Source organism: Hymenobacter cyanobacteriorum (genome assembly GCF_022631375.1).
GTDB lineage: Bacteria > Bacteroidota > Bacteroidia > Cytophagales > Hymenobacteraceae > Hymenobacter > Hymenobacter cyanobacteriorum.
This window is the reverse complement of sequence record NZ_JALBGC010000001.1, coordinates 39307-63608: the sequence shown is the minus strand read 5'-3', so window position 1 is coordinate 63608 and position 24302 is coordinate 39307. Positions and strand designations below refer to the sequence as shown.

The 24302-nt window shown below is 60.8% G+C and carries 24 protein-coding genes; 10 read left to right on the top strand and 14 right to left on the bottom strand.

Annotated elements, in window-relative coordinates:
* Positions 1 to 12: 12 nt before the first annotated feature.
* From MON38_RS00330 to MON38_RS00320, 3 genes are all read right to left on the bottom strand, one after another.
* Entirely contained in the window at positions 13 to 597 is a 585-nt protein-coding gene (locus MON38_RS00330; RefSeq protein WP_241934143.1) for a peroxiredoxin, read from the bottom strand.
* A 90-nt stretch (positions 598 to 687) separates the two neighbouring features.
* On the bottom strand, positions 688 to 1461 hold the full coding sequence (locus MON38_RS00325; protein ID WP_241934142.1) for an enoyl-CoA hydratase-related protein: 774 nt from the start codon (positions 1459 to 1461) through the stop codon (positions 688 to 690).
* 153 nt (positions 1462 to 1614) lie between these two features.
* Positions 1615 to 2922, bottom strand: a complete 1308-nt coding sequence (locus MON38_RS00320) for an aspartate kinase (RefSeq protein ID WP_241934141.1) — start codon at positions 2920 to 2922, stop codon at positions 1615 to 1617.
* A 180-nt stretch (positions 2923 to 3102) separates the two neighbouring features.
* Here MON38_RS00320 and fbp point away from each other — a divergent pair, with 180 nt between their 5' ends.
* Positions 3103 to 4137 (top strand): class 1 fructose-bisphosphatase, encoded by a 1035-nt coding sequence (gene fbp, locus MON38_RS00315; protein WP_241934140.1) that lies wholly within the window; start codon positions 3103 to 3105, stop codon positions 4135 to 4137.
* 203 nt (positions 4138 to 4340) lie between these two features.
* Here the strand turns inward: fbp and MON38_RS00310 are convergent, their stop codons facing one another.
* From MON38_RS00310 to yihA, 3 genes are all read right to left on the bottom strand, one after another.
* Positions 4341 to 4979 carry a DUF5606 family protein gene (locus MON38_RS00310; RefSeq protein ID WP_241934139.1) on the bottom strand — a complete coding sequence of 213 codons (639 nt, stop codon included), beginning with the start codon at positions 4977 to 4979 and terminating at the stop codon, positions 4341 to 4343.
* Positions 4980 to 5096: 117 nt separating this feature from the next.
* The gene (locus tag MON38_RS00305) at positions 5097 to 5549 is read right to left on the bottom strand and encodes an energy transducer TonB (protein WP_241934138.1); all 453 of its coding nucleotides are present in this window, start codon (positions 5547 to 5549) and stop codon (positions 5097 to 5099) included.
* A gap of 81 nt (positions 5550 to 5630) precedes the next feature.
* The gene (gene yihA, locus MON38_RS00300) at positions 5631 to 6251 is read right to left on the bottom strand and encodes a ribosome biogenesis GTP-binding protein YihA/YsxC (RefSeq protein WP_241934137.1); all 621 of its coding nucleotides are present in this window, start codon (positions 6249 to 6251) and stop codon (positions 5631 to 5633) included.
* 432 nt (positions 6252 to 6683) lie between these two features.
* Between yihA and MON38_RS00295 the strand changes: the two genes are divergently transcribed.
* The 4 genes from MON38_RS00295 to MON38_RS00280 all read left to right on the top strand — a co-directional run bounded on the left by MON38_RS00295 (position 6684) and on the right by MON38_RS00280 (position 11426).
* Complete coding sequence (locus MON38_RS00295; RefSeq protein WP_241934136.1) at positions 6684 to 8933, top strand: OmpA family protein; 2250 nt, start codon at positions 6684 to 6686, stop codon at positions 8931 to 8933.
* A gap of 176 nt (positions 8934 to 9109) precedes the next feature.
* Positions 9110 to 9838 carry a bifunctional demethylmenaquinone methyltransferase/2-methoxy-6-polyprenyl-1,4-benzoquinol methylase UbiE gene (gene ubiE, locus MON38_RS00290; RefSeq protein ID WP_241934135.1) on the top strand — a complete coding sequence of 243 codons (729 nt, stop codon included), beginning with the start codon at positions 9110 to 9112 and terminating at the stop codon, positions 9836 to 9838.
* Entirely contained in the window at positions 9787 to 10590 is an 804-nt protein-coding gene (gene porT / locus MON38_RS00285; protein ID WP_241934134.1) for a type IX secretion/gliding motility protein PorT/SprT, read from the top strand. Before ubiE ends, porT begins: the two co-directional genes overlap by 52 nt.
* An 89-nt stretch (positions 10591 to 10679) precedes the next feature.
* Positions 10680 to 11426 carry an SDR family NAD(P)-dependent oxidoreductase gene (locus tag MON38_RS00280; RefSeq protein ID WP_241934133.1) on the top strand — a complete coding sequence of 249 codons (747 nt, stop codon included), beginning with the start codon at positions 10680 to 10682 and terminating at the stop codon, positions 11424 to 11426.
* A 119-nt stretch (positions 11427 to 11545) separates the two neighbouring features.
* Here MON38_RS00280 and MON38_RS00275 read toward each other — a convergent pair whose 3' ends face one another.
* Positions 11546 to 12190 carry an alpha/beta hydrolase gene (locus MON38_RS00275; RefSeq protein WP_241934132.1) on the bottom strand — a complete coding sequence of 215 codons (645 nt, stop codon included), beginning with the start codon at positions 12188 to 12190 and terminating at the stop codon, positions 11546 to 11548.
* 14 nt (positions 12191 to 12204) lie between these two features.
* On the bottom strand, positions 12205 to 12702 hold the full coding sequence (locus MON38_RS00270; RefSeq protein WP_241934131.1) for a cytidine deaminase: 498 nt from the start codon (positions 12700 to 12702) through the stop codon (positions 12205 to 12207).
* Positions 12703 to 12848: 146 nt separating this feature from the next.
* Here MON38_RS00270 and MON38_RS00265 point away from each other — a divergent pair, with 146 nt between their 5' ends.
* The 3 genes from MON38_RS00265 to MON38_RS00255 are packed head-to-tail and all read left to right on the top strand — an operon-like array spanning position 12849 to position 15965.
* Positions 12849 to 14195, top strand: a complete 1347-nt coding sequence (locus MON38_RS00265; RefSeq protein WP_241934130.1) for a saccharopine dehydrogenase family protein — start codon at positions 12849 to 12851, stop codon at positions 14193 to 14195.
* Positions 14196 to 14244: 49 nt separating this feature from the next.
* The gene (locus MON38_RS00260) at positions 14245 to 15219 is read left to right on the top strand and encodes a hypothetical protein (RefSeq protein ID WP_241934129.1); all 975 of its coding nucleotides are present in this window, start codon (positions 14245 to 14247) and stop codon (positions 15217 to 15219) included.
* Positions 15220 to 15272: 53 nt separating this feature from the next.
* The gene (locus MON38_RS00255) at positions 15273 to 15965 is read left to right on the top strand and encodes an ATP-binding cassette domain-containing protein (protein WP_241934128.1); all 693 of its coding nucleotides are present in this window, start codon (positions 15273 to 15275) and stop codon (positions 15963 to 15965) included.
* A 33-nt stretch (positions 15966 to 15998) separates the two neighbouring features.
* Here MON38_RS00255 and MON38_RS00250 read toward each other — a convergent pair whose 3' ends face one another.
* From MON38_RS00250 to MON38_RS00225, 6 genes are all read right to left on the bottom strand, one after another.
* Positions 15999 to 16724 (bottom strand): tRNA1(Val) (adenine(37)-N6)-methyltransferase, encoded by a 726-nt coding sequence (locus tag MON38_RS00250; protein WP_241934127.1) that lies wholly within the window; start codon positions 16722 to 16724, stop codon positions 15999 to 16001.
* 7 nt (positions 16725 to 16731) lie between these two features.
* Positions 16732 to 17205, bottom strand: a complete 474-nt coding sequence (gene rnhA / locus MON38_RS00245; protein WP_241934126.1) for a ribonuclease HI — start codon at positions 17203 to 17205, stop codon at positions 16732 to 16734.
* A gap of 117 nt (positions 17206 to 17322) precedes the next feature.
* On the bottom strand, positions 17323 to 17883 hold the full coding sequence (locus MON38_RS00240) for a MarC family protein (RefSeq protein ID WP_241934125.1): 561 nt from the start codon (positions 17881 to 17883) through the stop codon (positions 17323 to 17325).
* A 137-nt stretch (positions 17884 to 18020) separates the two neighbouring features.
* Positions 18021 to 19088, bottom strand: a complete 1068-nt coding sequence (locus MON38_RS00235; RefSeq protein WP_241934124.1) for an aminotransferase class V-fold PLP-dependent enzyme — start codon at positions 19086 to 19088, stop codon at positions 18021 to 18023.
* A 209-nt stretch (positions 19089 to 19297) separates the two neighbouring features.
* Entirely contained in the window at positions 19298 to 19744 is a 447-nt protein-coding gene (aroQ, locus tag MON38_RS00230; RefSeq protein WP_241934123.1) for a type II 3-dehydroquinate dehydratase, read from the bottom strand.
* A 26-nt stretch (positions 19745 to 19770) separates the two neighbouring features.
* Positions 19771 to 20148 (bottom strand): four helix bundle protein, encoded by a 378-nt coding sequence (locus MON38_RS00225; protein WP_241934122.1) that lies wholly within the window; start codon positions 20146 to 20148, stop codon positions 19771 to 19773.
* Between the two features lie 45 nt (positions 20149 to 20193).
* Between MON38_RS00225 and xerD the strand changes: the two genes are divergently transcribed.
* Positions 20194 to 21093 (top strand): site-specific tyrosine recombinase XerD, encoded by a 900-nt coding sequence (gene xerD, locus MON38_RS00220; RefSeq protein ID WP_241934121.1) that lies wholly within the window; start codon positions 20194 to 20196, stop codon positions 21091 to 21093.
* A 150-nt stretch (positions 21094 to 21243) separates the two neighbouring features.
* Positions 21244 to 24258 carry an FtsK/SpoIIIE family DNA translocase gene (locus MON38_RS00215; protein WP_241934120.1) on the top strand — a complete coding sequence of 1005 codons (3015 nt, stop codon included), beginning with the start codon at positions 21244 to 21246 and terminating at the stop codon, positions 24256 to 24258.
* The last annotated feature ends 44 nt before the right edge of the window (positions 24259 to 24302 follow it).

The window sequence follows — 24302 nt, the reverse complement described above, 5'->3', positions numbered from 1 at the left end:
TTTTAATGGGCATCAGACGTTTTTGTCGGCCTGCCAGTCTACCGGGCACACCTCGCCTTCGGTTTCGTAGTGCTGCAGCGCATCAATCATGCGCAGTGCTTCGGTGAGGCTGCGGCCCAGCGGCCGGTCGTTCACCAACTGGTGGCGCACGATGCCGTCCTGGTCAATCAGAAACAGGCCGCGGTAAGCTACGGGAGAGCCCACATAGGTCATTTCGCCCTCGGGCGTGTAGTCGTAGTGGCCGCCCAGCACATCGTAATTGGCCGAGATGGTTTTGGTCGAATCGGCCACCAGCGGGTAGCGCACGCCGCAGATGCCACCTTTGTCGCGTGGCTGCAGCTGCCAGGCCAGGTGGGCGTGCTGCGAATCGGTCGAGCAGCCTACCACGGCCACGTTGCGCTCCTCAAACTCGGCCAGCCGGTCCTGAAACGCCAGAATCTCGGTGGGGCACACCCGGCTGAAATCGGCTGGGTAGAAGTAAAACAGCACGTATTTCTTGCCCAGGTAGCGGTCGAGCGAGAATTCTTCTTCGATTTTGCCATCGACCACCGCTGGGGCGCGGAAGGAGGGAGCCCGTTTGCCTACGAGAACTGCCATTTTGGAGAATTAAAAGGTAAAAGTTGAGAGTTAAACGCAGACAGCCAAAAGGGTTTTAACTTTTAACTCTCAACTTTTAACTTTTTTAGATTACCGCCCCTTAAATGCCGGCTTGCGCTTCTCCACAAACGCCGCCATGCCTTCCTTCTGGTCTTCGGAAGCAAACGTGAGGTAGAAGTTCTTGCGCTCGAAATGCAGCCCTTCATCAAGGTGCGTCTCAAACGACCGATTCACCGATTCCTTGGCCAGACGAGCGGCCACGGGGCTCATGCCGGCGATGGTGGCGGCCAGGCGGTAAGCCTCTTCTAAATACTGGCCCACGGGCACCACGCGGTTCACGAGGCCCACGCGGTGCGCCTCCTGGGCCGAGATGAACTCGCCGGTAAGCACCATTTCCATCGCCTTGGCCTTGCCCACGGCGCGGGTGAGGCGCTGGGTGCCGCCCGCGCCCGGCATGGTGCCGATGCGGATTTCGGGTTGCCCGAACTGCGCCGTTTCCGAAGCTACCAGCATATCACAAGTCATGGCCAGCTCGCATCCTCCCCCCAGCGCGAATCCTGACACCGCCCCAATCAGCGGCTTGCGGAACTTGCGAATCTGGTCCCAGGTGCTGAACTGGTCGGTGATAAGCATATCAATAGCCGTTTTGCCCGCCATCTGCTTGATGTCGGCCCCAGCCGCGAAGGCCCGCTCGTTGCCGGTGAGAATGACCACGCGCACCGCGTCGTCCTCGTCCAGCGCCTTCAGCGCATCGCGGATTTCGAGCATCAGTTGCAGGTTCAAAGCATTCAGCTCTTTGGGGCGGTTGAGCTGAATAAGGGCCACGCCGGGGCGCGACTGGGGCGTAACGAGAATGAATTCCATGGGGAAGAGGTGGTGGGATTTTTAATGGTTAAAAGCGCGTCATGCAGAGCGCAGCGAAGCATCTTTACTGCAGTAGTAAATCAAACAATTGAATTGCGTTGCGCGGTAAAGATGCTTCGCTGCGCTCTGCATGACCGTTCTGGATTTATTCAGCTACGCCGCGCACACGAACTGAAACGTGCCCCGCGTGCGCTGCTCCAGCAGCAGCCGCTTGCCCTTGGTGAGCTGCGCAATGCTGGCCGCATCGTAGTTTCTGATGGTAAAGAGCATCAGCCCGGTGTTGTAGTGCAGTAGAAACTGCTCGCGCAGCAAATCGAGCAATTGGTGCACGCGCCGCTCCGAAAAATCGACGCACACCGAGAAACTGATGGCCGAATTCTGCATCACGTTAATCTTGAGCTTGGCCTGGGCCAACGCCGCAAAAATCACCGCCAGGTTTTCCTCCGAGATAAACGAAAAGTCCTTGCTGGCGAAGGAGAGCAGGCACTGGTCCGTTTTGCGGATGAAGGCCGGGGCCAGCGCCGGGTGCTGACAGTCGTGGATAATGGTACCCTCGGCCGCCGGGTCCAGAAACGACTTTACGCGCAGCGGAATGTTGCGGTCGGCTAGTGGTTTTAGCGTTTTGGGGTGGATGACCGACGCACCGTAGTAGGCCATCTCGATGGTTTCGCGGTAGCTGATTTCGGGGTAGCGCACCGTGTCCGGAAATATCTTGGGGTCGGCGTTGAGCAGGCCCGCCACGTCCTTCCAGATGGTTACCGCCTCGGCCCGCAGGCAGTAGGCCAGGATGGCGGCCGTGTAGTCGGAACCCTCGCGGCCCAGGGTGGTGGTGCGGCCGTCGGTAGTGCTGCCAATAAAGCCTTCGGTTACAATGATTTTGGCGCCGATAGCTACGGCTTTGCCAACGGCTTTTTGCACAAGTTGTGTGGTTGTAGACCAATCTACGCGGCCTTCGCGCCAATTTTCATCGGTTCTCAACCATTCGGTGGCTGGCAAGTAAGCAACAGCGTCGCTTCCCCAATACCCACTTAAAACACCGCTGACTAATTGGGCAGATAGACGCTCACCGAGACTTACTACCTGGTCGTATGCTTGGTCATAGTCCGTATTATTGGCATCAGCTAAATCGGCGGTAGCGCGATTAAGCTGATAGGAATGGTTTTCTATCACACTTGCCGCGGAAAGCGCAGTTGGAATGGCATTGGATGCTTCTTGATTGAGCAGTTCCCCAGTAGTTGCGTGATATTGAAAAAGCGCTTGCTTCTGACCTTCATTGTCCTGGTCTGACCAAGCCAGATTAAATATCTCCTCCAGCGCGTTTGTGGTCTTGCCCATCGCCGACACCACAATCACCAGCGGCCCCTGCGGACCAAAGTCCCGCACGATGCGGCAGAGGTTGAGAATGGCCGCCGCATCCTTCACCGATGCCCCGCCGAATTTGTACACCTGCACTTTTTCCATGGCCGGCAAAGGTAGGAGCGCCCGCAAGTATCGCCTAAACCCTGGGGCAAACTTTGCAGTATGGGCCAATATGGAGGCCTAGCTGCAACCGATTGCGCGCGCCCGGCGGTAACTTTACGGCCCGTGGCGAGTAGCTTTGTGCTGCGTTCCCAACCCGCCATTTCGCTAGCACCTCCCCATATGGACCACAATAAACTGGCCCTGCCCGTCGGCACTACCCTCGACCGTTTCATCATGCGCAAGCAGGAAGATTTCCCCTACGCCACTGGGGAACTCTCGCAATTGCTGCGCGATATCGCTCTGGCCGCCAAGATTGTCAACCGCGAAATCAACCGTTCCGGCCTTATCGATATTGCCGGCGCCTACGGCAGCCAGAACGTGCAGGGCGAAGACCAACAAAAGCTCGACGTCATCGCCAACATCCGCTTCATCCGCGCCCTGCGCAACGGCGGCGAAGTCTGCACCATCATCTCCGAAGAAGACGACGAGATGATTCAGACCGGCAACAACCAAGGCAAATACGTGGTCGCCATCGACCCGCTCGACGGTTCGTCGAACATCGACGTCAACGTCAGCATCGGCACCATTTTCAGTATCTACCGCCGCGTGTCGCCCACCGGCCGCGAGGGCACCGCTGCCGACTGCCTGCAGCCCGGCACCCACCAGGTGGCGGCCGGCTACGTCATCTACGGTTCCAGCACTATGATGGTGTATACGACCGGCAACGGCGTGAACGGCTTCACCTACGAGCATTCGCTGGGCGAATTTTTCCTCTCGCACCCCGACATTCAAACGCCCAAAACCGGCGCTATCTACTCCATCAACGAGGGGAGCTCCGACTCGTTCTCGCCCGGCGTGGCCGCCTTTGTGCAGCAGTGCAAGGACCAGAACTTCTCGGCCCGCTACATTGGCTCGCTGGTGGCCGATTTCCACCGCAACCTGCTCAAAGGCGGCATCTACGTGTACCCCGCCACCGCCAAAAACCAGAACGGTAAACTACGCCTCATGTACGAGTGCAACCCGCTGGCTTTCATCGTGGAACAGGCCGGTGGCAAAAGTAGCAACGGCCGCCAGCGCACCATGGAAATCGAGCCCAAAGTGCCGCACGAGCGTTGCCCCGTCTTCATTGGCAGCAAAGAACTGGTCGAGCAGGCCGAGGCTTGCCTCGCTCAGGAAGCCGTAGAAGCCGCCGAGGCCGCCACTGTAGCCAAGTAGGTTTTAAGAAACTCATTGAACGTCATGCAGAGCGTAGCGAAGCATCTCTACCGCAGCAGTAAACTCCATCGAAAGGATTTGTTACGCGGTAGAGATGCTTCGACTGCGCTCAGCATGACGCTCTGAATTACTCAGCCATTCCCACACAAAAAAGCCGCTTCGGAACCCCGAAGCGGCTTTTTGCATCTTGAAGAAACCCGAAACTACTCGGCCTTCTTGCGGCTTTTTTTGGCCGGCGCGGCAGCCTCGGGGTTGCCTTCGGCAGCCGGAGCTTCATCAGCAGCGCCAATGACGCCACCGGTGCTCAGGGGCTCGCCGGCGGCGGGCTCTTCGGTTTTAGCGGCTTTGGCCTTTTTGGCTTTGGGGGCAGGCTTTTCAGCAGCTTCCGTTTCCGTGGCAGCCGCCGAATTGTCAGCGGTTTCCGAAGCGGCGGGAGCGGCTTCCGCGGCCACGTAGGGGCGGTGCTTGCTCACGATGCCGTACCACGAGGCCAGTTTCTTGATATCGGACAGATACACGCGGTCGCGGTCGTAGTCCGGAATCACGCCGGCCAGAAAATCGGTCAGCTCGCTCTCGCTCGACTTCGCTGTCACCGGCGAGGCCGCGCCGTGCTTCTGGTAAATGCGCTCGAAAACTTCCGTCAGCGGCACAGTTTCGTCGGCATCCTGGGTGTAAATCGAAATTTCCGACAGCAGCGACACCTTGTTGCGGGCCGGCGCCAGCGTGCGGGTGGCTTTCTCGTCGAGGCTTTCGACGAGCACGCCGTGGCGCGCGGCGCGCACCAGGCGGTACAGGCCGGGCATGCCGCTGATGGCGGCCAACTCTTGCAGTTCGTAGGGCATTCTTTTGGGAATGAGGGATGGGAAAAAAGAGGAGTGAGGAATAAAAAACAACCGCTGCCCGGGGGCCCTGCGTCAGTTTCCATTCCTCACTCTTCGGGGCAAAATTACAAAGGTTTGTTATTCCGTAACGTTCGAGCCGGGCTTGGTCAGCTTGAAGGTGATGGGCAGGCTGGCCCGAATGGGCAGCTCGGGCTTTTTAAACTTCAGTAGCTTCACCACGCGCAGGGCTTCTTCGCCGGTGCCGCCGCCCAGCTGCTTCACAATGCGCATGTCCTGCATCGTGCCGTCGGCATTCAGCTGGAAGCTGATAATGCACTGGCCCTGAATGCGGTTGCGCCGGGCCATCACCGGGTACACCATCTCTTTGGCGATGAAGTCATACATGGCCGTCTGGCCGCCTTCGTAGTACTCGGCCACCGGAATCGTCTTGCCGGCACCGACGCTGCCTGCACCTTGGTCGGGCTGTGGAGCGGGCGTTTTAGGGGTTTGGGCCAGCGCCGGAGCGGCGGCGGCCAGCAGCAGGCCCAGGGCCAGCGGCGCAATCGCGGAAACGTGTTTAGCGAATTTCATAAATAGGGGAGTGAAACAGGAAATAAGACGCAAAGCAACCCTGCGGGCAGGTGGCGCGCCAAAGGCAATTACGGGGCCAATTTACGCCCCGGCGGCGGCATCGGCCTGCCATTGCTGGTTTATTTCGGCAATAAACTCCAGCACCTCTTCGCGGCCCCGCGCCGTTTCGGCCGAGGTGAGGAAATAGCGCGGCAGTTCGTCCCATATTTCGCTCATCTTGCGCAGGTATTCGGTAATCAGGGCTTTGGTCTGGGCCGTCGACTGCTTGTCGGTTTTCGTGAAAATCATCACGAACGGAATGCCTTCTTCGCCGAGCTTTTCCATGAATTCCAAATCAACCGCCTGCGGGGCGTGGCGCGAGTCGATGAGCACGCACACGCACATCAGGTTGGGGCGGTTGCGCAGGTAGTAATTAATCATCTTGGCCCACTCGGCGCGCGATACTTTGCTGACTTTGGCATAGCCGTAACCCGGCAAATCGACCAGAAACCAGTCGTCGTTGATGATGAAATGGTTAATTAACTGCGTTTTTCCCGGCGAGGCCGACGTTTTAGCCAAGCCATTGCGGCCCGTGAGCATGTTAATGAGCGAGGACTTGCCCACGTTGGAACGGCCAATAAACGCGTATTCCGGCAGCGTGGGGGCAGGGCAGAGGTCGGCGCGGGAATTACTGGTCAGAAAGCGGGCATCGCGGATAATCATGGGTAACGGGCACCAGAAATGAAAAAATAAGGGGCCGCAAAATTACACCCTAACCCGCCGCCCGCCCCGGAGTTAAAAAAAACACCGTTCAGTTGCTATTTCGTTGAGGCTTCTATATTTGCGCGGTCCCCCGGTTTCTGCAACCGGTGTCGGGCACCGCACCAGCTTGCCCCCAGAATGGCTCCCAAACCCTCTTTTTGCCGGTTTCGTACACAATCAGCCTATCTTTGCCCGCCGGGCACTGCTGCACTTTTGTTGGCATCGGCGGCAAATAGACGGTTACCTTCGGCGCAATTCGGCATTAAGCCCTAACCCTGCGGCGCTTTTTCAGTATAAGCCCAAAAATGACCGCGGCGGCGGCGGTAGTCCGTTTGGGCCGCATTTTCTTCTATAACCCCTTCAGAAATCTTTTTTTCTCAAACCTCTCCTCCAATGGACAACTTATCCAGAAGGTTACTGCAAGCGTCGTGCGCCGTTGCCCTCACCGCCTCCGTGGCTGCTCCGGCTCAAGCGCAAAGCACGCGCAAAGACCTCAAGACCGGCAACAAGTTCTTCGAGCAGGAAAACTACCGCGCTGCCATTCCTTACTACGAGAAGGTATTGGCCAAAGACCCGAACAACGCCAAAGCGCTGTTCAACGCAGGTATTTCCTACATGTCGTTCGACAAGGAGAAGGCCAGCGACTACATCTACAAAGCGCAGAAGCTGAAGCCGAAGGTTTCGAAGGACGTGGACTACTGGCTGGGCCGGGTCGACCACCTGAACTACAACTTCGACGAGGCCATTGCCCACTACCAGGCCTACAACGCCACGCTGAAGAAAAACGACCAGCGCAAGGACGAACTCGCCCAGCTTATTGCTCATAGCAAAAACGCCAAGGTGCAGTTCAACTCGCCGAAGGACATCTTCGTGAAGAACCTGGGCCCGACCATCAACACGCAGTACTCGGAGCACAGCCCGGTTATTTCGTCGGATGACAAAATTCTGATTTTCACCTCGCGCGGTGAGAACGTGACCGGTGCCAGCGGCAGCGTGAGCGACAAAAAGAACAAAAGCGTAGCCGCCGACGGCGAGTATTACGAAGACGTTTTCGAAGCCACCCGCGTCGACGACGAGAACTGGCAGAAGCCCCGCTCGCTGAGCGGCGTGCTGAACGGCAAAGGCCACGATGCTTCGATTCAGCTCTTCGACAACGATACGAAGATGCTGATGTATCGCAACGACAACAACGGCGACATTTTCGTGACCGATAAGTCGGGCGGCGACTGGACGGCTCCCAAGCCCCTGGACGGCAACATCAACTCGAAAGCCTTCGAATCGGATGCCTTCATCACGCCGGACGGCCTGACCATCTACTTCTCGACCGGTAAGTTCTCGGAAGACGGCACGCTGGACCTGTACACGGCCACGCGTTCGGCTATTGGTTCGGATTGGGGCACGCCCCGCTCGCTGGGCGCCAACATCAACACTAAATACGACGACGACAGCCCCTACCTGAGCAAGGACGGCAAGACGCTGTATTTCTCGTCGCGCGGCCACAACACCATGGGCGGCTACGACATCTTCAAGTCGGAGTACGACGAAGCTGGCCGCAAGTGGGGCCCGGCTCAGAACATGGGCTACCCGGTGAACACGCCGGATGATGACTCCTACTACCGCCTAAGCCCGGATGGCTCGTATGCTTACCTGAGCTCGTACCGCATTGGTGGCTACGGTGAGAAGGACATTTACACCATCAACTACATCAAAAACGCCAACATCGTTGGCAAGGTGTTCTCGAAGCGCGATAGCACCACGGTAATCCCGGGTGTGGAGCTGGTGTTCAGCGGGCAGCAGGCCGACAAAACGGCCCTGAGCTTCCGCGACGTAACCAAGCCCGATGGCGCTTACCAGGTGGCCGTGCTTTCGGGCCGTACCTACCAGGTAGCGGTGAGCAAGGATGGCAAAAACATCGAAACGCAGGAGTTCCCGGTGCCGGTGTCGACCAACGATTCGACCACCATCACCAAGAACTTCTACATCGATTACATCGATACTGCTTACGCTGGCGGTGGCACGTTCAAGAACATCTACTTCGATACCGACAAGTATAAGCTGCGTCCGGAGTCGATTACCGAGCTGAACAACATCAGCCAGGCGCTGATGGCTAACACCGGGATGAACATCTCGATTGAAGGCCACTGCGACTCGCGCAACACCGACGAGTACAACATGGTGCTCGGCCAGAACCGCGCCGATGCTGCCAAGAACTACCTCGTGAAGCAGGGCATTGCCGACTCGCGCCTGACCACGGTGAGCTACGGCGAGCGTCGTCCGGCCGCGCCGAACGATTCGCCTGAGAACATGCAGCTGAACCGTCGCGACGAGTTCAAGGCCGTACGGACCGAAGGCTCGATGGGCACCGGCACGATGGGTACTGGCGCCACCGGCACCAGCACGATGGGTACCTCGACCACCACGACTACGACTACTGCTGCTCCGCTGGTTCCCGGCAAGAGCAAGGTGAAAATGGCCGATGGCACCAAGGTGAAAACCAAAGTGGACGAGAATTCGGACAAAGTGAAGGTGAAAACCAAAGGTGCCGACGGCAGCGAAACCAAAACGAAATCGGCTAACGGCGAAATCGATGGCAAAGCCAAGGACGCCAATGGCGAAAAAACCAAAGTGAAGGCCAAAAACTAATTCGGTTTTTGACTCTCCATACACGGAGAAGCGGGCCGGGCACCATGCCTGGCCCGCTTTTTTTGTGGCCTTGGCGCTCAGGCTGTGGCATTTGCCGCCGGGGCCTAACAAACCATTGGGTTTGGGCGTTGGAGAGAGACAATTTTTCCGCTTCACTTCCGTTCTTTGCGCCCCACATGGCCGTCGTACCCTACAAAGACAATTCCGCCGATAAGAAATCGCAGGTTGCCCAGATGTTTAACTCCATCGCGGGCAAGTACGATTTCCTCAATCATTTCCTGAGCGTCGGCACCGACATTTACTGGCGCCGCAAGGCCGTGGACGAGCTCAAGGCCCTGCGCCCGGCCCGCATTCTAGACATTGCCACCGGCACCGCCGATTTCGCCATCGAAACGCTACGGGCTGCCGCCCCCAATGCGCAGGTGACGGGCGTAGATATTTCGGAAGGCATGCTGGAGGTGGGCCGCCGCAAGCTGGCCGCCAAAGGCCTCGGCCACCGTATTCAGCTGGAGCTGGGCGACTCGGAAAACCTGCCGTTTGCCGATGGCGAGTTTGATGCCGTGACGGCCTCGTTTGGGGTGCGCAACTTTGCACACCTCGAGAAAGGGCTGGCCGAGATGCGCCGCGTGCTGCGGCCAGGCGGCAAACTGGTGGTGCTGGAGTTCAGCAAACCCACGGCTTTTCCGCTTAAACAAGCGTATAATTTTTATTTCAGCCGGGTGCTGCCGGTTTTTGGCAAGATGATTTCCAAGGACCAGTCAGCATACACGTACCTGCCCGAATCGGTGCAGGCTTTCCCGGATGGCCCCGAGTTTTTGGCGATTCTCGCCAAAGTCGGCTTCAAAGAACCTGCATGGCAACCCCTCACTTTCGGCATCAGCTCCATCTACACGGCGCACAACTAATTCGGCTGGCCTTGGTGGCGGGCTTGCTGGCCTTGCTGCCTTCGGCGGCACAGGCCCAGCGCAAGGCGCGCTCGCGCGTGAGCCGCAGTTCCAAAGGCGTGGTGAAATCGGTGACGGTGCAAAACCTGCCGGCCTACGACGAGCGCTGGTTTCACCCGGGCATGTACCTCAGCTTTTCGGGCTCGAAATTCAACATCGAACAGTCGGATTATTACGTGGCCAATAAATGGGTGACGGCCAACTCCATCATCAGCCCGAGCCTTGGCGTGGGCTTTATTGCCGACGCGCGGTTGGGCGGGCCCGAGTCGCCGTTTATTCTGCGGTTTGCGCCGGGCGTGAATTTTCAGACGCGCAGTATTGAGTTTCGGCCTGACGGCTATCCGAAACCTGACTCGATTGTGACGCAGAATATCACGTCGACCATCGTGCAGTTTCCGGTGTTGCTGAAGTATCAGTCGAACCGTCGGCGCAACTCGCGCATGTACATGATTGCGGGCCTGAACCCGACCCTGACGGCCAGCAACCGCCGCAACGACCCGCTGCACAACGTGCTGCGTGCCGAAGGCAGCGACCTGACGCTGGAGTATGGCGTGGGCCTGGAGTTGTTCTACCCGTTGTTTAAGCTGGCACCCGAAATTCGGTTTTCGCACGGCCTGAAAAACCTGCTGGTGCCGCGCAACGACGTGTTCAGCCGCAGCCTGCAGTACATGAGCACCAATGCGGTGACGTTGTATATTAATATCCAAAACTAAGGTTAGTTGTCCGTTGCTCGTTGTCAGTTGTTAGCCAAACTGCTGCTGAACCAGCCTAACGACGGGCAACTAAAAACTGACAACTAATCATGAAAACTGCTTTTGTAACCGGCGCCTCGTCGGGCATTGGCCGGGCTACGGCCGTGGCATTGGCTAAGGCGGGCTATGAGCTGGTGGTGACCGGGCGGCGGCGCGAGCGGCTCGATGAGTTGGCCGCCGAGCTGGCCCCGGTGCCAGTGCACGTGCTGGCGTTTGATGTGCGCGACCGGGCAGCCGTGGATGCGGCCGTGGCCTCGCTGCCGGAAGCATTGCGCGCGCCGGATATTCTGGTGAACAATGCCGGCGGCGCGCACGGCCTAAGCCCCATTCAAGCCGGCGACCCGGCCGACTGGGACCAGATGCTGGACGCCAACGTGCGTGGCCTCCTGAACGTGACGCATGCGCTGCTGCCGGGCATGACGGCTCGAAAAACCGGCTTTATTCTGAACGTGGGTTCGATTGCCGGCCAGGAAGCTTATGCGAATGGCAACGTGTATTGCGCCAGCAAAGCTGCCGTGCAGATGCTGACCAAAACCATGCGCCTCGACCTGCTGCCCACCGGCGTGCGCGTGGCCGAAGTGAACCCGGGCGCGGTAGAAACCGAGTTTTCGCAGGTGCGCTTCAAGGGCGACGAGGCGCGGGCGGCGAAGGTGTACGAAGGCTTCGAGCCGCTGAAGGCCGAGGATATTGCCGACGTTATTGTGTTCATGGTGACGCGGCCGCCGCACGTAACCATTGCCGAAGTGCTGGTGCTGGCTGGCGCGCAAGGCGCGGCTACCACAATCAACCGGAAGTAAGATAGAAGTAAAGCACGTCATGCCGAGCTTGTCGAAGCATCTTTACCGCAATAGTAACTGAATACTTGCCCGGTAGAGATGCTTCGATAAGCTCAGCATGACGTTCCTTTTTTTAGGTCCTATTGCGTTAGCTTTTCCAGCATGGCCCGGTTCAATTCGTGCTTTCCGACGAAAGTGCGCAACTGCGCTTCGGCCCCTAGCTGCTGTAGCTGCTGGTGTTGCTGTTTGGCCTGCGCCAGGGAAATATATTCATCGTTGTTGCCAACCACCACTGATAAAGGCAGGCCTTGCAGGAGCTTTTGAGCAGTTTCAGCGGCAATATCTTCGGGGAAGCCGCCGGCCCAGAGGATGAGGTGCGCGGGCCGGAAATGGGCGCGGGTAAGCCAGCGGCTGACGGTAGCTGTGCCCTGCGAGAAACCTAACACGGTGGTTTCGATATCGGCCGGACATTGCCCTAGCACTACCGCCGCCAGCTGGTTGAGGAAGCACACGTGGTCGTCGATTTCGGCGAGGCGGTCGTCGCGCGTCATCCAACTGGCGCCCACGCGGCCGCCGTTGCCCTGCAGGTAAAAGCGGGAGAGGCCTTCGGGGGCAATGATGACGGTATCGTCGCGGTTTTCAACCAAAAATGCAAAGTGGCGCACGAAATACGCCGCCAGCTGCCCGTAGCCGTGGCACACGAACCAGACGCGCCGGGTGCGGGCCGACAGCTCGCCCAATTGCTGGTAGCGCGCCGTGCGGGCCACGGTGAGGTGGTGCTCCATTGGTGAAAACGCCCCTACACCGTGGGCAGGTCGTCGGGCGAGAAATTGAAAGGCATGATGGCGCTGAGGCTGCTGAAGCGCAGAATGTTGCCGTCGCGGCCGGGCAACAGCAGCGGAATGGCCTGGCCCTGGCGCGACTCGTACTCCAGCATCACCTGGCGGCAGGCCCCGCAGGGGAGGGCCGGGCCGAAATCGCCGCCGCTGGGGCGGGCGGCCACGGCCATGCCCACGATGGGCGCGTGGCCGGGCTGAGCCGCCGCGAGGCCGAACAGCGCCGTGCGCTCGGCGCAGAGGCCCGAAGGGTAAGCCGCGTTTTCCTGGTTGGTGCCCTTGAACACGGTGCCATCGGCCAGCAGCAGGGCCGCGCCCACGTGAAAGCCCGAATAGGGCGCGTAGGCGTGGTTGGTGGCGTCGCGGGCGGCCTGCCAGGTGGTTTGTTCGGCCGGGGTGAGGTCGGTAACGGCGTCCAGCTCTTCGAAGTCAATAAGATGCTGGCGGGAATTGCGAGCCATGCGGATGGGATTAGGGGGCGGCGAAGGTAATACGCTGCGGCCAATCGAGAATTAAAAATTACTAATTTTTAGGTAATAGGTAGTTGCATCAATTGTAAATCCTCATTCTCAATCCCTCATTAAGCGCAGCGTTCTACTTTTGCCGCATGACTTCCCGCCTGTTGCTTCTCGGGGCCGGCCGCTCGGCCTCGTCCCTCATTCAATACCTGCTGCGCCACGCGCCCACCGAAAACTGGTTTCTGACCGTGGCCGACGTGAACCCGGCCCACCTCGCGCCGGTGCTGGCCGCGCACTCGCAATACGCCCGCGCCGTGCCCTTCGACCTGGCCAACGAGGCCCAGCTGGAAGAGCTGGTGAGCCAAGCCGATGCCGTGATTTCGATGCTGCCCGCTGCCCTGCACCCGGTGGTGGCGCGGGCCTGCGTGCGCCAGGGCCGCCACCTGGCCACGGCCAGCTACGTGAGCCCCGAGATTCGGGCGCTACACGAGGAAGCGCAGGCCGCCGGCGTGACGCTGCTGATGGAATGTGGGCTCGACCCGGGGCTGGACCATATGTCGGCTATGCGGGCCATTGCGCACATCCGGGCGCGGGGCGGGGTTGTTACCAGTTTCAAAAGCTACTGCGGCGGGCTGCTGGCCCCGGCGGCGGAGGGCGACAATCCGTGGAAATATAAGTTCACCTGGAACCCGCGCAACGTGGTACTGGCGGGCCAAAGCACGGCTAAATTTCTGGAAAACGGACTGCCACGTTTCATCCCATACCAGCAATTATTTGCCCGCACCGAAACGCTGACAGTGCCCGAGTATGGCGACTTTGAAGGCTACGCCAACCGCGACTCGCTGAGCTACCGCGCCCCGTACGGCTTGGAGGAGATTCCAACCATTCTGCGCGGCACGCTGCGGCGGCCGGGCTACTGCGCTGCCTGGCACGCGCTGGTGCGCCTGGGCCTCACCGACGATTCGGTGAACCTCGACAACCCCGAAACCCTGACTTGGGCCGAGCTGGTGGCTGCCTACCTGCCCGCCTCGCACATCCCGCACCTCGACCTGGCCCAGCGCACGGCCACCTACCTCGGCCTGAACCCCACCGGCGAGGAAATGGGCCGCCTGAATTGGCTGGGCCTGTTTTCAGACCGGCCCGTGGGCCATGCTCAGGCTACGCCCGCGCAGTTGCTGGAGCGCCTGCTGGCCGAAAAATGGCAACTGCAACCCCACGACCACGACCTGATTGTGATGCAGCACCTCTTCGAGTTTGAGCTGGATGGAATCACGCACCGCCTCACATCGTCGCTGGCCGTGGAGGGCGACGACGCCACCCACACCGGTATGGCCAAAACCGTGGGCCTGCCGCTGGGCATGGCTGTGCGCCGCCTGCTGCGCGGCGAAGTGCCCCAGCGCGGCGTGCTGATTCCGGTGCAGGCCGACTTGTACGAGCCCATTCTGGAGGAGCTGGCGGCCGATTATGGCATTCGCTTCCACGAGGAAGAGGCATAGCCGAAATGGCCGGGCAATACGCGGCCGCTGAAAGGCGTTGGAGCGCGGCATGAGGGCACTTCGGGCTTATTTATCGCTGCGCGGCAAACTGCTGTTTCGGCTGCTGCGCGAAATCGGGGTGTTGCGGTTGGCGCTGCTGCTGCCGGTGGTAGTAGCAGCGTTGGGACGGGCGCTGGTGCTGGCCGCCCGGCACCCGGTAGCCCAATGGGCGGTGCCGCTGCTGGTAGCCGGGCAAGTAGCCGCCATGCACCGCCAGCGGGCCGACTTACGGTTTCTGGCCACCAGCGCGCCGCATTTTCGCCGCTGGCTGGCCGTGGAATACGGACTGGTGGCGCTGCCGGTGGCGGTCGCATTAGCTGGGTTTCACGACTGGGGCGCGGCTTTGCTGACGGTGGCCCTTGCGCCTTGGGCGGCGCTGCTGCCGGCGGCGCGGGATAACCAGCGCACCCGGCACCGCACCCGCAGCCAGTTTCGCAGCGAGGCATTTGAGTGGGTGAGTGGGCTGCGGGCCGGCGGGCTTTGGGCCTGGCCGGTGTTGCTGGCCGGCGCGCTGTGGCAGCACGCTGCGCCGCTGGGGCCAGGGGCGGCGCTGCTGGTGTGGCTGCTGGTGCTGCTGGCCTGCTACGGCACGCCCGAGCCCATCAGCATGCTGGTGCTGGCGGCGCGCACGCCCCGGCAGTTTCTGCGGCGGCGGCTGGGGCTGGGCATGGGCTACGCGGCGCTCACGGCCGCGCCGTTTTTCTGGCTGCTGGCGGTGGGGCCGGCGGGCGTGGCCGGCACAGTGGCCGTGGCCGTGTTCTGGCTGGGCCTGGTGGCGTTGCTGATTCTCACCAAATATGCGTTCTATCCCAATGCTGTGCACATTCGCACCACGCAGGCGCTGGTGGTGGGCGTGGCACTGCTCCTCGTGGCCCATCCCATATATCCGGTGCTGCTGCTGGTGGCGGTGGGCGGGCTCATCTGGCAGAGCCAGCGGCGGCTGCGGGCCGTGCTGGGGCAGGCTGAGTTAAGCGTTGAAAGTTAGGAGTTAAGAGTTGGCCATTGGCCTGGCATAAGGGCAGAATCTGATTGAACGGTATGCTGGAAATTTTGAATTTGCGCAAGGCTTACGGTTCGCACGTCGTGTTGCACGAGGTGAGCCTGAACCTACTTCCCGGCACCATTCACGGGCTGGTGGGGGCCAACGGCGCGGGCAAAACCACGCTCATCAACTGCCTGTATGGGCTGGAAAGCGACTTTGCCGGTACCATCCGCGACACGGCGGGCACGCCCGTGCGGGAGCAGACGGGCCTGCTGCCCTACGAGCCGTACTTCTACCCGCGCCTAACCGGGCGCGAGTACCTGGAATTCTGCCTGCAGGCCCGGGGCCGGCCGGTGCTTGACTTTACGGGCTGGAATCAGTTGCTGGAGCTGCCCCTCGACCAGTATGCCGACGAATACTCGGCCGGCATGCGCAAGAAGCTGGCCCTGCTCGCGCTGCTGGTGCAGCCCTTCGGCTACCTTATTCTCGATGAGCCCTTCAATGGCCTCGACCTGGAAGCCAATCTGCTGCTGAAGGAAATTCTGAAGCGCCTGCGCGACCGGGGCACGGGCATTCTGCTCACCTCGCACATCCTGGGCGCGCTCACCGAAACCTGCGACGAAATCTCGGTGCTGGTGGGTGGGCGCGTGCAGCGGCACTATGCGGCGACCGAGTTTGGTACGCTGGAGCATGACTTGCTGGATACTCTGCACCGTGAGAAGCTTGGCCTTCTGGCCGGGCTGGTGTAGCGCATAAAGTAGCGCGGATTCGCAGAGCCCGCGCTACAGCGCCAGATAAAACCCCGCCAGCAGCGCCCGAAACTGTGCCGAATATTCCGCGTCATTTTCCGCTGTGCGGATAATCAGTTCCGTTTCCTGCACTTTCACAGCCACCCGCCGAAACCCGGTGATGTGCCGCAACGGCTTGCTGCCCGGCCGGTGCCGCACCACCAACCGCGCGGCCGCGTGCAGGCCAGTCATTGCAGCCACTTGCTCAAATGCCCGCATCTCAGGTGGCGGTAGCAGCACGGTGAGCAGGCCTGTGGGCAAGAGAAACTCCGCTGCGAAAGCCGCTAGTGCTGCGAAGGAAAGCGACTCGGCATCTTCGTGGCGGGCGGTGGTACGGGCCGCATCGGGCGAGCGCAGCGACTGCCGGAAGAAGGGCGGGTTGCAGATGATGTGGCTGAATGGCGCGGGCTGCGTGGCGGCGTAATCCGCCAAACTCAGCGCCCGAACTTCAATGCGACTGGCCCACGGACTGGCCGCACTGTTGGCCGCCGCCTGGGCTGCGGCCGCCGCGTCAATCTCCACCGCTTCGATTGCGACGGTGGCGTGGCGCTGGGCGGCCATGAGCGCCAGCAGGCCGGTGCCAGTGCCGATGTCGAGCAGGCGCGTGGCCCCCGCGAGGTCGGCCGCCGCACCGAGCAGGCAGGCATCGGTGCTCACCTTCATGGCGCAGGCGCCTTGCCCGATGCGGAACTGCTGAAACTGGAAATAGTCGTTGGGCATGAAACGGCTACAGCAGCGACTTACTGGCTTCGATGGTTTCGTACCCCTCATCCACCAACAACCCTTTGCCCAGCGCGCTTTGCACGGCCAGCACGTCGCAACGCTCGTTTTCGGCGTGGCCGGCGTGGCCTTTTATCCAGTGGAAGCTGACTTTGCGCTGCTTGTAGATGCGCAGGAAGCGCCGCCACAGGTCTTCGTTGGCTTTTTTGCCGAAATCGGACTTGGCGGCCCATCCAAAAACCCACTTCTTTTCCACGGCATCGACCACGTACTTGGAATCGGACACCACGCGAATGGGCAGTTCGGGGCGCGTCACGGCTTCGAGGCCGACTATCACGGCCAGCAGTTCCATGCGGTTGTTGGTGGTGCGGCGGAAGCCCTGGGTGAGCTCCTTCTCGTGGGGGCCGTAGCGCAGAATAGCGCCGTAGCCGCCCGGGCCGGGGTTGCCGCGCGCCGAGCCGTCGGTGAACAGGTGAATCATGGTTTGTCGGGGTAAAAGAACGTCATGCAGAGCGCAGCGAAGCATCTTTACCGCGCAATGCAATCAGTTACTATTGCGGTAAAGATGCTTCGCTGCGCTCTGCATGACGTTCAACAGTTAAAAATTCGCCTTAAATAGCTTGATGGCGATGGCGAGCAGAATGACGCCGAACACGCGGCGCAGCACGTCCTCGCCGGCTTTGCCGAGTTGGCGCTCAATCCAGGGGCTGGTTTTGAGCACGGCGTAGACGAACACCAGGTTGAGCAGGATGCCGACCAGGATGTTGGGCAGCGTGTAGGCGGCGCGCAGCGAGAGCAGCGTCGTCATGGTGCCGGCCCCGGTGATGAGCGGAAACGCCAGCGGCACAATGGAGCCGGTGCTGGCCGTGAGGTCGGAATGAAACAGCTGGATACCGAGTATCATTTCGAGCCCGATGAGGAAGATGATGACCGCGCCGGCCAGCGCAAAGCTCTCGTTATCGACCCCAAACAACCGCAGAATGCTCTGGCCCAGAAACAGGAAGGCCACCATCAGGCAGCCCGCCACGAAGGTGGCCAGCTCGGCCTTAATCTGCCCCTCGCGCTGCCGAATCTGGATGATAATCGGGATGGAGCCCACGATGTCAATCACGGCAAAAAGCGTGAGCGTGACGGAGAAGATTTGCTGGAGGTTGAGCATGAGTCGGGGGCGTTTGTCATCCTGAGCGCAGCGAAGGACCTTATCACGTTTGGCGACGTTTGCATTACGGCCTGCAGTTCTTCCGTGATAAGGTCCTTCGCTACGCTCAGGATGACAGGCGTAATTCCAATGACCAACTACCCCGGGTATTCCTTGGCGAAAAACTGCACCAGGGCTTCCATGGCGGCATCGGGCACGGCGGGAAAGTTGGCGATGCGGATGGTGGTGTTTTTGAGCGGACCGTAGCCGCTGCCCAGCTGCAGGCCGGCTTCCTTGGCTTTGGCTTTGATTTCTTCGATGAGCGCGGCCTCGCCGGCCAGGCCGATGACGGTGGTGCTGCGCGTTTCGGGGTTGTGCACGAAGGGCTGAAGCGGGGTGGCCTGGTCGAAGAAAGCATAGAGCTTTTCGGCGCGGTCGGCCAGGTGCTGGGCCACGGCTTTGATGGGCTCGCGGTCGGCCAGCACGCGGCTCATCAGGTAAATGCCCAGCACGTTGGGCGTGTAGTTGGTTTGGTGGTTCAGCATCTGGCTTAGCATGGCGGGCAGCGCGTTGTAGTGGGCGCGGTCGTTCACGAGCTTGGCCTGGGCCACGGCGCGGGGCGACAGTATCATCACGCCCAGGCCGGCGGGCAGCCCGAAGCACTTCTGCACCGAGCCGTACCAGATGTCGGCCTTGATGTATTTCAGGTTCAGGCCGGCCAGCGAGCTGGTGGCATCCACGGCCAGCAGGGCCCCGCCGAGGCGGTTATACAGGTTCAGGATGAAGCCTTCGCGCAGCTGGGTGGCGGTGCTGGTTTCGTTCTGGGTGATGCAGACGAGGTCGGTATCGTCGGGAGCGAAGGGCAGGCTGGCGATGTCGGGCAACTCATCGAGCCCGAAGCTGAGGCCCGTGCTGGCCGGCCGCAAAGCCTTGGCGTACTTATACCACTTCTCGCCGAAGTCGCCGTTGTAGAGGTGAAACGAACGGCGCGGCGTCAGGCTCTGGGCCAGGATTTCCCAGCACTCGGTGGCCGAGCCGGTGAACAGGACGGTGTAGTCCTGCGGCACGTTGAGCTTGCTTTTGAGGTCGGCCACGGTCTGGCGGACCAAGGCCGTCACCTTTTCGGAGCGGTGCGGGGCAGAGAGCCAGCCCTCGTCAAAGGCATCGGTGAGGTATTGCCGAACGGCGGGATATACGGCCGAAGGCCCGGGATTGAAGGTATACATGGGAAGGAAAGTCGGGAAGGTGAGGCGCCGCCGCCGCAAAGGTAGCGGCTGGTATCAGGGGCGAAAGCAGGACGCCAACGATAAATGGAGGGCCGCATTGCCCCTAAGCCCGTTCTCACCCCTCAGACCTGGGTTTCTGGCATTCCGATGCGTCTTCCCGAGTTAGGTAACACCAATCGAAATGCCGGGAGCCCGCGTCGGAACGGCCCTCACACGCGAAACCCGACGCGCTTGGGCTGCTGGTTCACAAACCACTGCACGGCCAGCCGGTAGCTCTCCAGCCCAAAGCCGCTGATGCTGCCCACGCAGTTGCGGCCCAGCAGGCTTTTCTGCCGGAACTCCTCGCGGGCGTGCAGGTTGCTCAGGTGCACCTCCACCACGGGCGTGTTGATGGCGGCCACGGCATCGGCCAGGGCCACGCTGGTGTGGGTGTAGCCGCCGGCATTCAGCACGATGCCGTGGTGGCTGAAGCCAACTTCGTGCAACTTATCGAGCATCGCACCCTCGTGGTTGCTCTGAAACTGTGTGAGCGTGAGTTGCGGAAAGGCTTCCTGCAGCTCCGGGAAGAAGTCGTCGAACGAGCGGTTGCCGTAGATGCCGGGTTCGCGGCGGCCGAGCAGGTTGAGGTTGGGGCCGTTGAGGATGAGGATATTCAATTGAATTATGAATTAGAAATTATAAATTATGAATTGGGGCTGGCATGTGTTTTTGCATTGGTTTTGGTCGAAAGCAGAATGCTGGACAGCAGCTTGCTGATTTCGAGATTATGAAAGTGAATAGAATCAAAAGCCTCAGTGGGCAAAAAGTCGTTGTCATGCAGCAGGCGCAGCCAGTAGGAGGTTTCCCGCGCTTCCTTTGCAGCGATATTGAGCTTATTGATGAAATCGGCAGTAGAGCTGGCTGCCAGCGCCTCCTTGACATTGGCCCCAATGGAAGTGCCACTTCGCAGGAGTTGTTTTGACAACACAAACTCGCGTTGCTCACTGGTTAGGTATTTATAGGCTTTGATGATACGTGAGGCAAAAGCGTACGATTTCTGCTGAATTATATTCTCCTTCATCCCGCAAATAACTCATAATTCATAATTCCGAATTCATAATTAAATATGACCTGGCCCCAAGCCCTCAAGCAGTTCGATGGCTACCTGCGCCTCGAAAAGTCGCTCTCGCCCAACTCAGTGGAGGCTTATGTGCGCGACATCAGCAAGCTCCAGCAGTTTCTCATCATCCAGAAGCTGTCCCTCGGCCCCACGCAGGTGAGCACCGAAGTGCTGCGCGAATTCCTGGCCACGCTGCAAGGGCTGGGCCTGAGCGCCACCTCGCAGGCGCGCACGCTCTCAGGCCTGAAGGCGTTTTTTAGCTTCCTCATCATGGAAGACCTGCTGAAAATTGACCCCACCGACACCCTCGAAGCCCCTAAAACCGGCCGCCACCTGCCCGATACCCTCAGCTACCCCGAAGTGGAGCAGCTGCTGGCCGCCATCGACCTGAGCACCGACGAGGGCCTGCGCACCCGCGCCCTGCTCGAAGTGCTGTACTCCTCGGGCCTGCGCGTGAGCGAGCTCTGCGACCTGCGCCTGAGCAACATCTACGCCGACGAAGGCTTTATGAAAGTGGTGGGCAAGGGCAACAAGGAACGCCTCGTGCCCGTGGGCCGCGAAGCCCTCAAGCACCTCAACTTCTACCTCAGCGGCGTGCGCGGCCACCTGGATATAAAACCCGGGGCCGAAGATGTTGCCTTTCTGAGCAAGAACGGCCGGCCGCTCTCCCGCATCACCGTCTTCACCACGCTCAAGAAGCTGGCCGAACAGGCGGGCTTGCGCAAAACCATCAGCCCGCACACGCTGCGGCATTCCTTCGCCACCCATCTGATTGAGGGCGGGGCCGACCTGCGCGCCGTGCAGGAGATGCTGGGCCACGCCAGCATCACGACCACGGAAATTTATACGCACCTCGACCGCGACTTCCTGCGGCAGGTGATTACCGAGTTTCACCCGCGCAGCTAGGGTGGGGTAGGAGAGGCGATTAAATGGTCGGAAGGAAAAAAGAACGTCATGCTGAGCGTAGCCGAAGCATGACGTTCGGAATTGCCCACCTGAATTCACCTCCTACATCCCGCCCGCATTGTGTAAATTTGACCTTTCTGCAACCGTCGAATGGCCGATAATCGTTATAAAAACCCTCCCGCCGGTCCCTCGGCCAACCGCCCGAACGAGCCCAAGGCCAACCGCCGCAACGAGCCCCGGGCCAACGGCCCTGCGCCCGAGCCCGCCGCCCGGCCGGAGCCCCGCCCCGCCGCCGCCAACGTGCCAAAAGCCGCCCGCGCCGCTCAACAAGCTCCAACCGCCAAACCTACCAAGCCGCCCCGTGGCCCGCTACCCGGCGTAGGCAACCTGCTGAGCTTGCTGCGCGACCGCCGCTTTCACCTGTTCGTGGGGTTTGGGCTGCTGCTGGGCAGCCTCTACCTCACCATTGCTTTCACGTCTTTCCTCTTCACCGGCCACGCCGACCAGAGCGTGGTGGGCGCTATGAGCACCATTCCGGTGAAAGAAGCCGGCGCGGAGTCGCACAACTGGCTGGGCCTGCTCGGGGCCTGGGCCGCTGAGCTGTTCATCTACAAGCTGTTTGGCGTAGCGGCGTTTGCGCTGATTCCCGTGGTGTTTTTCCTCGGATACAAGATTGTGTTCCGCACAACACCTGTTTCGGTGAGCTACACGCTGGCCCTGGGGCTGTTCACGATGGCCTGGCTGAGCATTCTGATGGGCTACGTGGTGGTTACCCTCGACGGGGCCGACCCGGTGCTGGCCCACCGGCTCGATTTCCTGTGCGGTGGCGTGGGCTTTGAAGCCGCCTCGTGGCTCAACAGCCTCATTGGCTGGGGCACGGTGCTGCTGCTGGCTTTCCTGCTGATTTCGTTCGTGGTGTTCTTCTTCAACGTGACGAGCCTCAACCTGGGCAGCTTCCGCCGCCTCAGCACCGAAGACGACCCCGAGGAAGACGCCGAGCTCGAAGCCGAAATTGCCGCCGAGCAGGCTGCCGCCGTTCGCCCGGCGCCCGCGCCCGCCGCCCTGGCCATGACGCTCAAAACCCGCCCCGGCGCTCCCGATTCGGTCGTTTCAGCATCCGCTACAGTCGCCGCCGGCGGGGCTCAGGCCGCAGCCAGCCTCGCGCTGGAACTCGCTGATGATACCGAAGACGAAGAGGCTTTCGAAGCGCCCGCGCCGGCTGTTAAAGAATATGAGCCCGCCCCGCGCCCCGGCGCCGGCCTGCCGCTGAGCGTGGCCGGTACCGTAGCGGCCGGCGCGCTGGGCACAGCGGCCGCGGCTTCGTCGCTGGGCACATCGGTGGCGGGTGGCGCCCTGGCGGCGGCTGTTCCGCTGGCTGCCAGCGGCCCGGCCTTTTCCATCGAAATGCCCACCGCCGACGAACCCGCCGCGGCTCCGGCCACGCCGGTTTCCACGGTGCCCACGCCGCTCTCGCTGGCCGACTTAGCCGACGACGACGCGCCACTGCCGGCCTCGCGCCCGGTGCTCCCCATGCCCGCCGCGCGTCCGCTCGAAATCACCGTGCCCGGCCGCGATGACCTCGACCCCAACGCCGGAGCCGCTATTGCCGCCGTGGTGGATGAGGACGAGGATGCCGACGCCATGCCGCCCGGCAACTACGACCCCACGCTGGAACTCTCGCGCTTCCAGTTTCCGACGCTGGAGCTGCTCAACGACTACGGCATCGCCAAGGCCCAGGTAACCAAGGAGGAGCTGGAAGCCAACAAGGACCGCATCGTGGAGACGCTGGGGCACTACAGCATCGCCATCGCCAGCATTAAGGCCACCATCGGGCCCACGGTCACGCTCTATGAAATTGTGCCCGAGGCCGGCGTGCGCATCTCCAAAATCAAAAGCCTGGAAGACGACATTGCCCTAAGCCTGGCCGCGCTCGGCATTCGCATCATCGCCCCCATTCCAGGCAAGGGCACTATCGGCATCGAGGTGCCGAACACGAAGAAGGAAATGGTGAGCATCCGCTCGGTGCTGGGCTCGGAGAAGTTCGCCCGCTCGGAAATGGACCTGCCCATTGCCTTCGGCCGCACCATCACCAACGAAGTATTCGTGGCCGACTTGGCCAAAATGCCCCACCTGCTGATGGCCGGCGCCACGGGCCAGGGTAAGTCGGTGGGCTTGAACGTGATTCTGGCCTCGCTGCTCTACAAGCGCCACCCCGCGCAGCTGAAGTTCGTGCTGGTCGACCCCAAAAAGGTGGAATTGAGCATCTTCAACAAGATTGAGCGCCACTACCTGGCCAAGCTGCCCGACACCGACGAGGCCATCATCACCGATACCAAGAAGGTGGTGAACACGCTGAATTCGCTGTGCATGGAGATGGACCGGCGCTACGATTTGCTGAAGGAAGCCGGCTGCCGCAACCTGAAGGAGTACAACGCCAAATTCATCGAGCGCCGCCTCAATCCCAAGAAAGGCCACCGCTTCCTGCCGTTCATCGTGCTGGTAATTGATGAATTGGCCGACCTGATGATGACGGCCGGCAAGGAAGTGGAAACGCCCATTGCCCGCCTGGCCCAGCTCGCCCGTGCCATCGGCATTCACCTCATCGTGGCCACCCAGCGCCCCTCGGTGAACGTGATTACCGGCATCATCAAGGCCAACTTCCCCTGCCGCATCTCCTTCAAGGTGACCAGCAAAATCGACTCGCGCACCATTCTCGACACCGGCGGGGCCGACCAGCTCATCGGCCAGGGCGACATGCTGTTCTCGGCCGGCTCGGACCTGATTCGCGTGCAGTGCGCCTTCATCGACACGCCCGAAGTGGACCGCGTCTGCGATTTCATCGGCGAACAGCAGGGCTACTCCGATGCCTACCTGCTGCCCGAAGTGGCCGGGGCCGACGGCGACGCCGGCAGCGGCAACGAGGAAATGGACCCCTCGGAGCGCGACTCCATGTTTGAGGACGCGGCCCGCTGCATTGTGCTGCACCAACAGGGCAGTACCTCGCTGCTGCAGCGCAAGCTCAAGCTCGGCTACAACCGGGCAGGACGCCTGATTGACCAGCTCCAACATGCCGGAATCGTGGGCCCATTCGAGGGCAGCAAGGCCCGCGACGTGCTTATTCCGGATGAATACCAGCTGGAGCAATTGCTCAATTCGATGAAATAACCCCATCAGTAGCGTAGGCCGAAAGCTTACGCTACTTTTTTTGG

Excerpts from the sequence above, each read along its gene's own strand:
- porT (WP_241934134.1), top strand. The coding sequence starts at position 9,787 with ATGGCAACCCCTCACTTTCGGCATCAGCTCCATCTACACGGCGCACAA.
- MON38_RS00240 (WP_241934125.1), bottom strand. The coding sequence starts at position 17,883 with ATGCTCAACCTCCAGCAAATCTTCTCCGTCACGCTCACGCTTTTTGCC.
- xerD (WP_241934121.1), top strand. The coding sequence starts at position 20,194 with ATGACCTGGCCCCAAGCCCTCAAGCAGTTCGATGGCTACCTGCGCCTC.
- MON38_RS00255 (WP_241934128.1), top strand. The coding sequence starts at position 15,273 with ATGCTGGAAATTTTGAATTTGCGCAAGGCTTACGGTTCGCACGTCGTG.
- MON38_RS00260 (WP_241934129.1), top strand. The coding sequence starts at position 14,245 with ATGAGGGCACTTCGGGCTTATTTATCGCTGCGCGGCAAACTGCTGTTT.
- MON38_RS00225 (WP_241934122.1), bottom strand. The coding sequence starts at position 20,148 with ATGAAGGAGAATATAATTCAGCAGAAATCGTACGCTTTTGCCTCACGT.
- MON38_RS00305 (WP_241934138.1), bottom strand. The coding sequence starts at position 5,549 with ATGAAATTCGCTAAACACGTTTCCGCGATTGCGCCGCTGGCCCTGGGC.
- MON38_RS00330 (WP_241934143.1), bottom strand. The coding sequence starts at position 597 with ATGGCAGTTCTCGTAGGCAAACGGGCTCCCTCCTTCCGCGCCCCAGCG.
- MON38_RS00235 (WP_241934124.1), bottom strand. The coding sequence starts at position 19,088 with ATGTATACCTTCAATCCCGGGCCTTCGGCCGTATATCCCGCCGTTCGG.
- MON38_RS00295 (WP_241934136.1), top strand. The coding sequence starts at position 6,684 with ATGGACAACTTATCCAGAAGGTTACTGCAAGCGTCGTGCGCCGTTGCC.
- rnhA (WP_241934126.1), bottom strand. The coding sequence starts at position 17,205 with ATGATTCACCTGTTCACCGACGGCTCGGCGCGCGGCAACCCCGGCCCG.
- MON38_RS00320 (WP_241934141.1), bottom strand. The coding sequence starts at position 2,922 with ATGGAAAAAGTGCAGGTGTACAAATTCGGCGGGGCATCGGTGAAGGAT.
- MON38_RS00275 (WP_241934132.1), bottom strand. The coding sequence starts at position 12,190 with ATGGAGCACCACCTCACCGTGGCCCGCACGGCGCGCTACCAGCAATTG.
- ubiE (WP_241934135.1), top strand. The coding sequence starts at position 9,110 with ATGGCCGTCGTACCCTACAAAGACAATTCCGCCGATAAGAAATCGCAG.
- MON38_RS00215 (WP_241934120.1), top strand. The coding sequence starts at position 21,244 with ATGGCCGATAATCGTTATAAAAACCCTCCCGCCGGTCCCTCGGCCAAC.
- fbp (WP_241934140.1), top strand. The coding sequence starts at position 3,103 with ATGGACCACAATAAACTGGCCCTGCCCGTCGGCACTACCCTCGACCGT.
- MON38_RS00270 (WP_241934131.1), bottom strand. The coding sequence starts at position 12,702 with ATGGCTCGCAATTCCCGCCAGCATCTTATTGACTTCGAAGAGCTGGAC.
- MON38_RS00250 (WP_241934127.1), bottom strand. The coding sequence starts at position 16,724 with ATGCCCAACGACTATTTCCAGTTTCAGCAGTTCCGCATCGGGCAAGGC.
- yihA (WP_241934137.1), bottom strand. The coding sequence starts at position 6,251 with ATGATTATCCGCGATGCCCGCTTTCTGACCAGTAATTCCCGCGCCGAC.
- MON38_RS00265 (WP_241934130.1), top strand. The coding sequence starts at position 12,849 with ATGACTTCCCGCCTGTTGCTTCTCGGGGCCGGCCGCTCGGCCTCGTCC.
- MON38_RS00280 (WP_241934133.1), top strand. The coding sequence starts at position 10,680 with ATGAAAACTGCTTTTGTAACCGGCGCCTCGTCGGGCATTGGCCGGGCT.
- MON38_RS00325 (WP_241934142.1), bottom strand. The coding sequence starts at position 1,461 with ATGGAATTCATTCTCGTTACGCCCCAGTCGCGCCCCGGCGTGGCCCTT.
- MON38_RS00310 (WP_241934139.1), bottom strand. The coding sequence starts at position 4,979 with ATGCCCTACGAACTGCAAGAGTTGGCCGCCATCAGCGGCATGCCCGGC.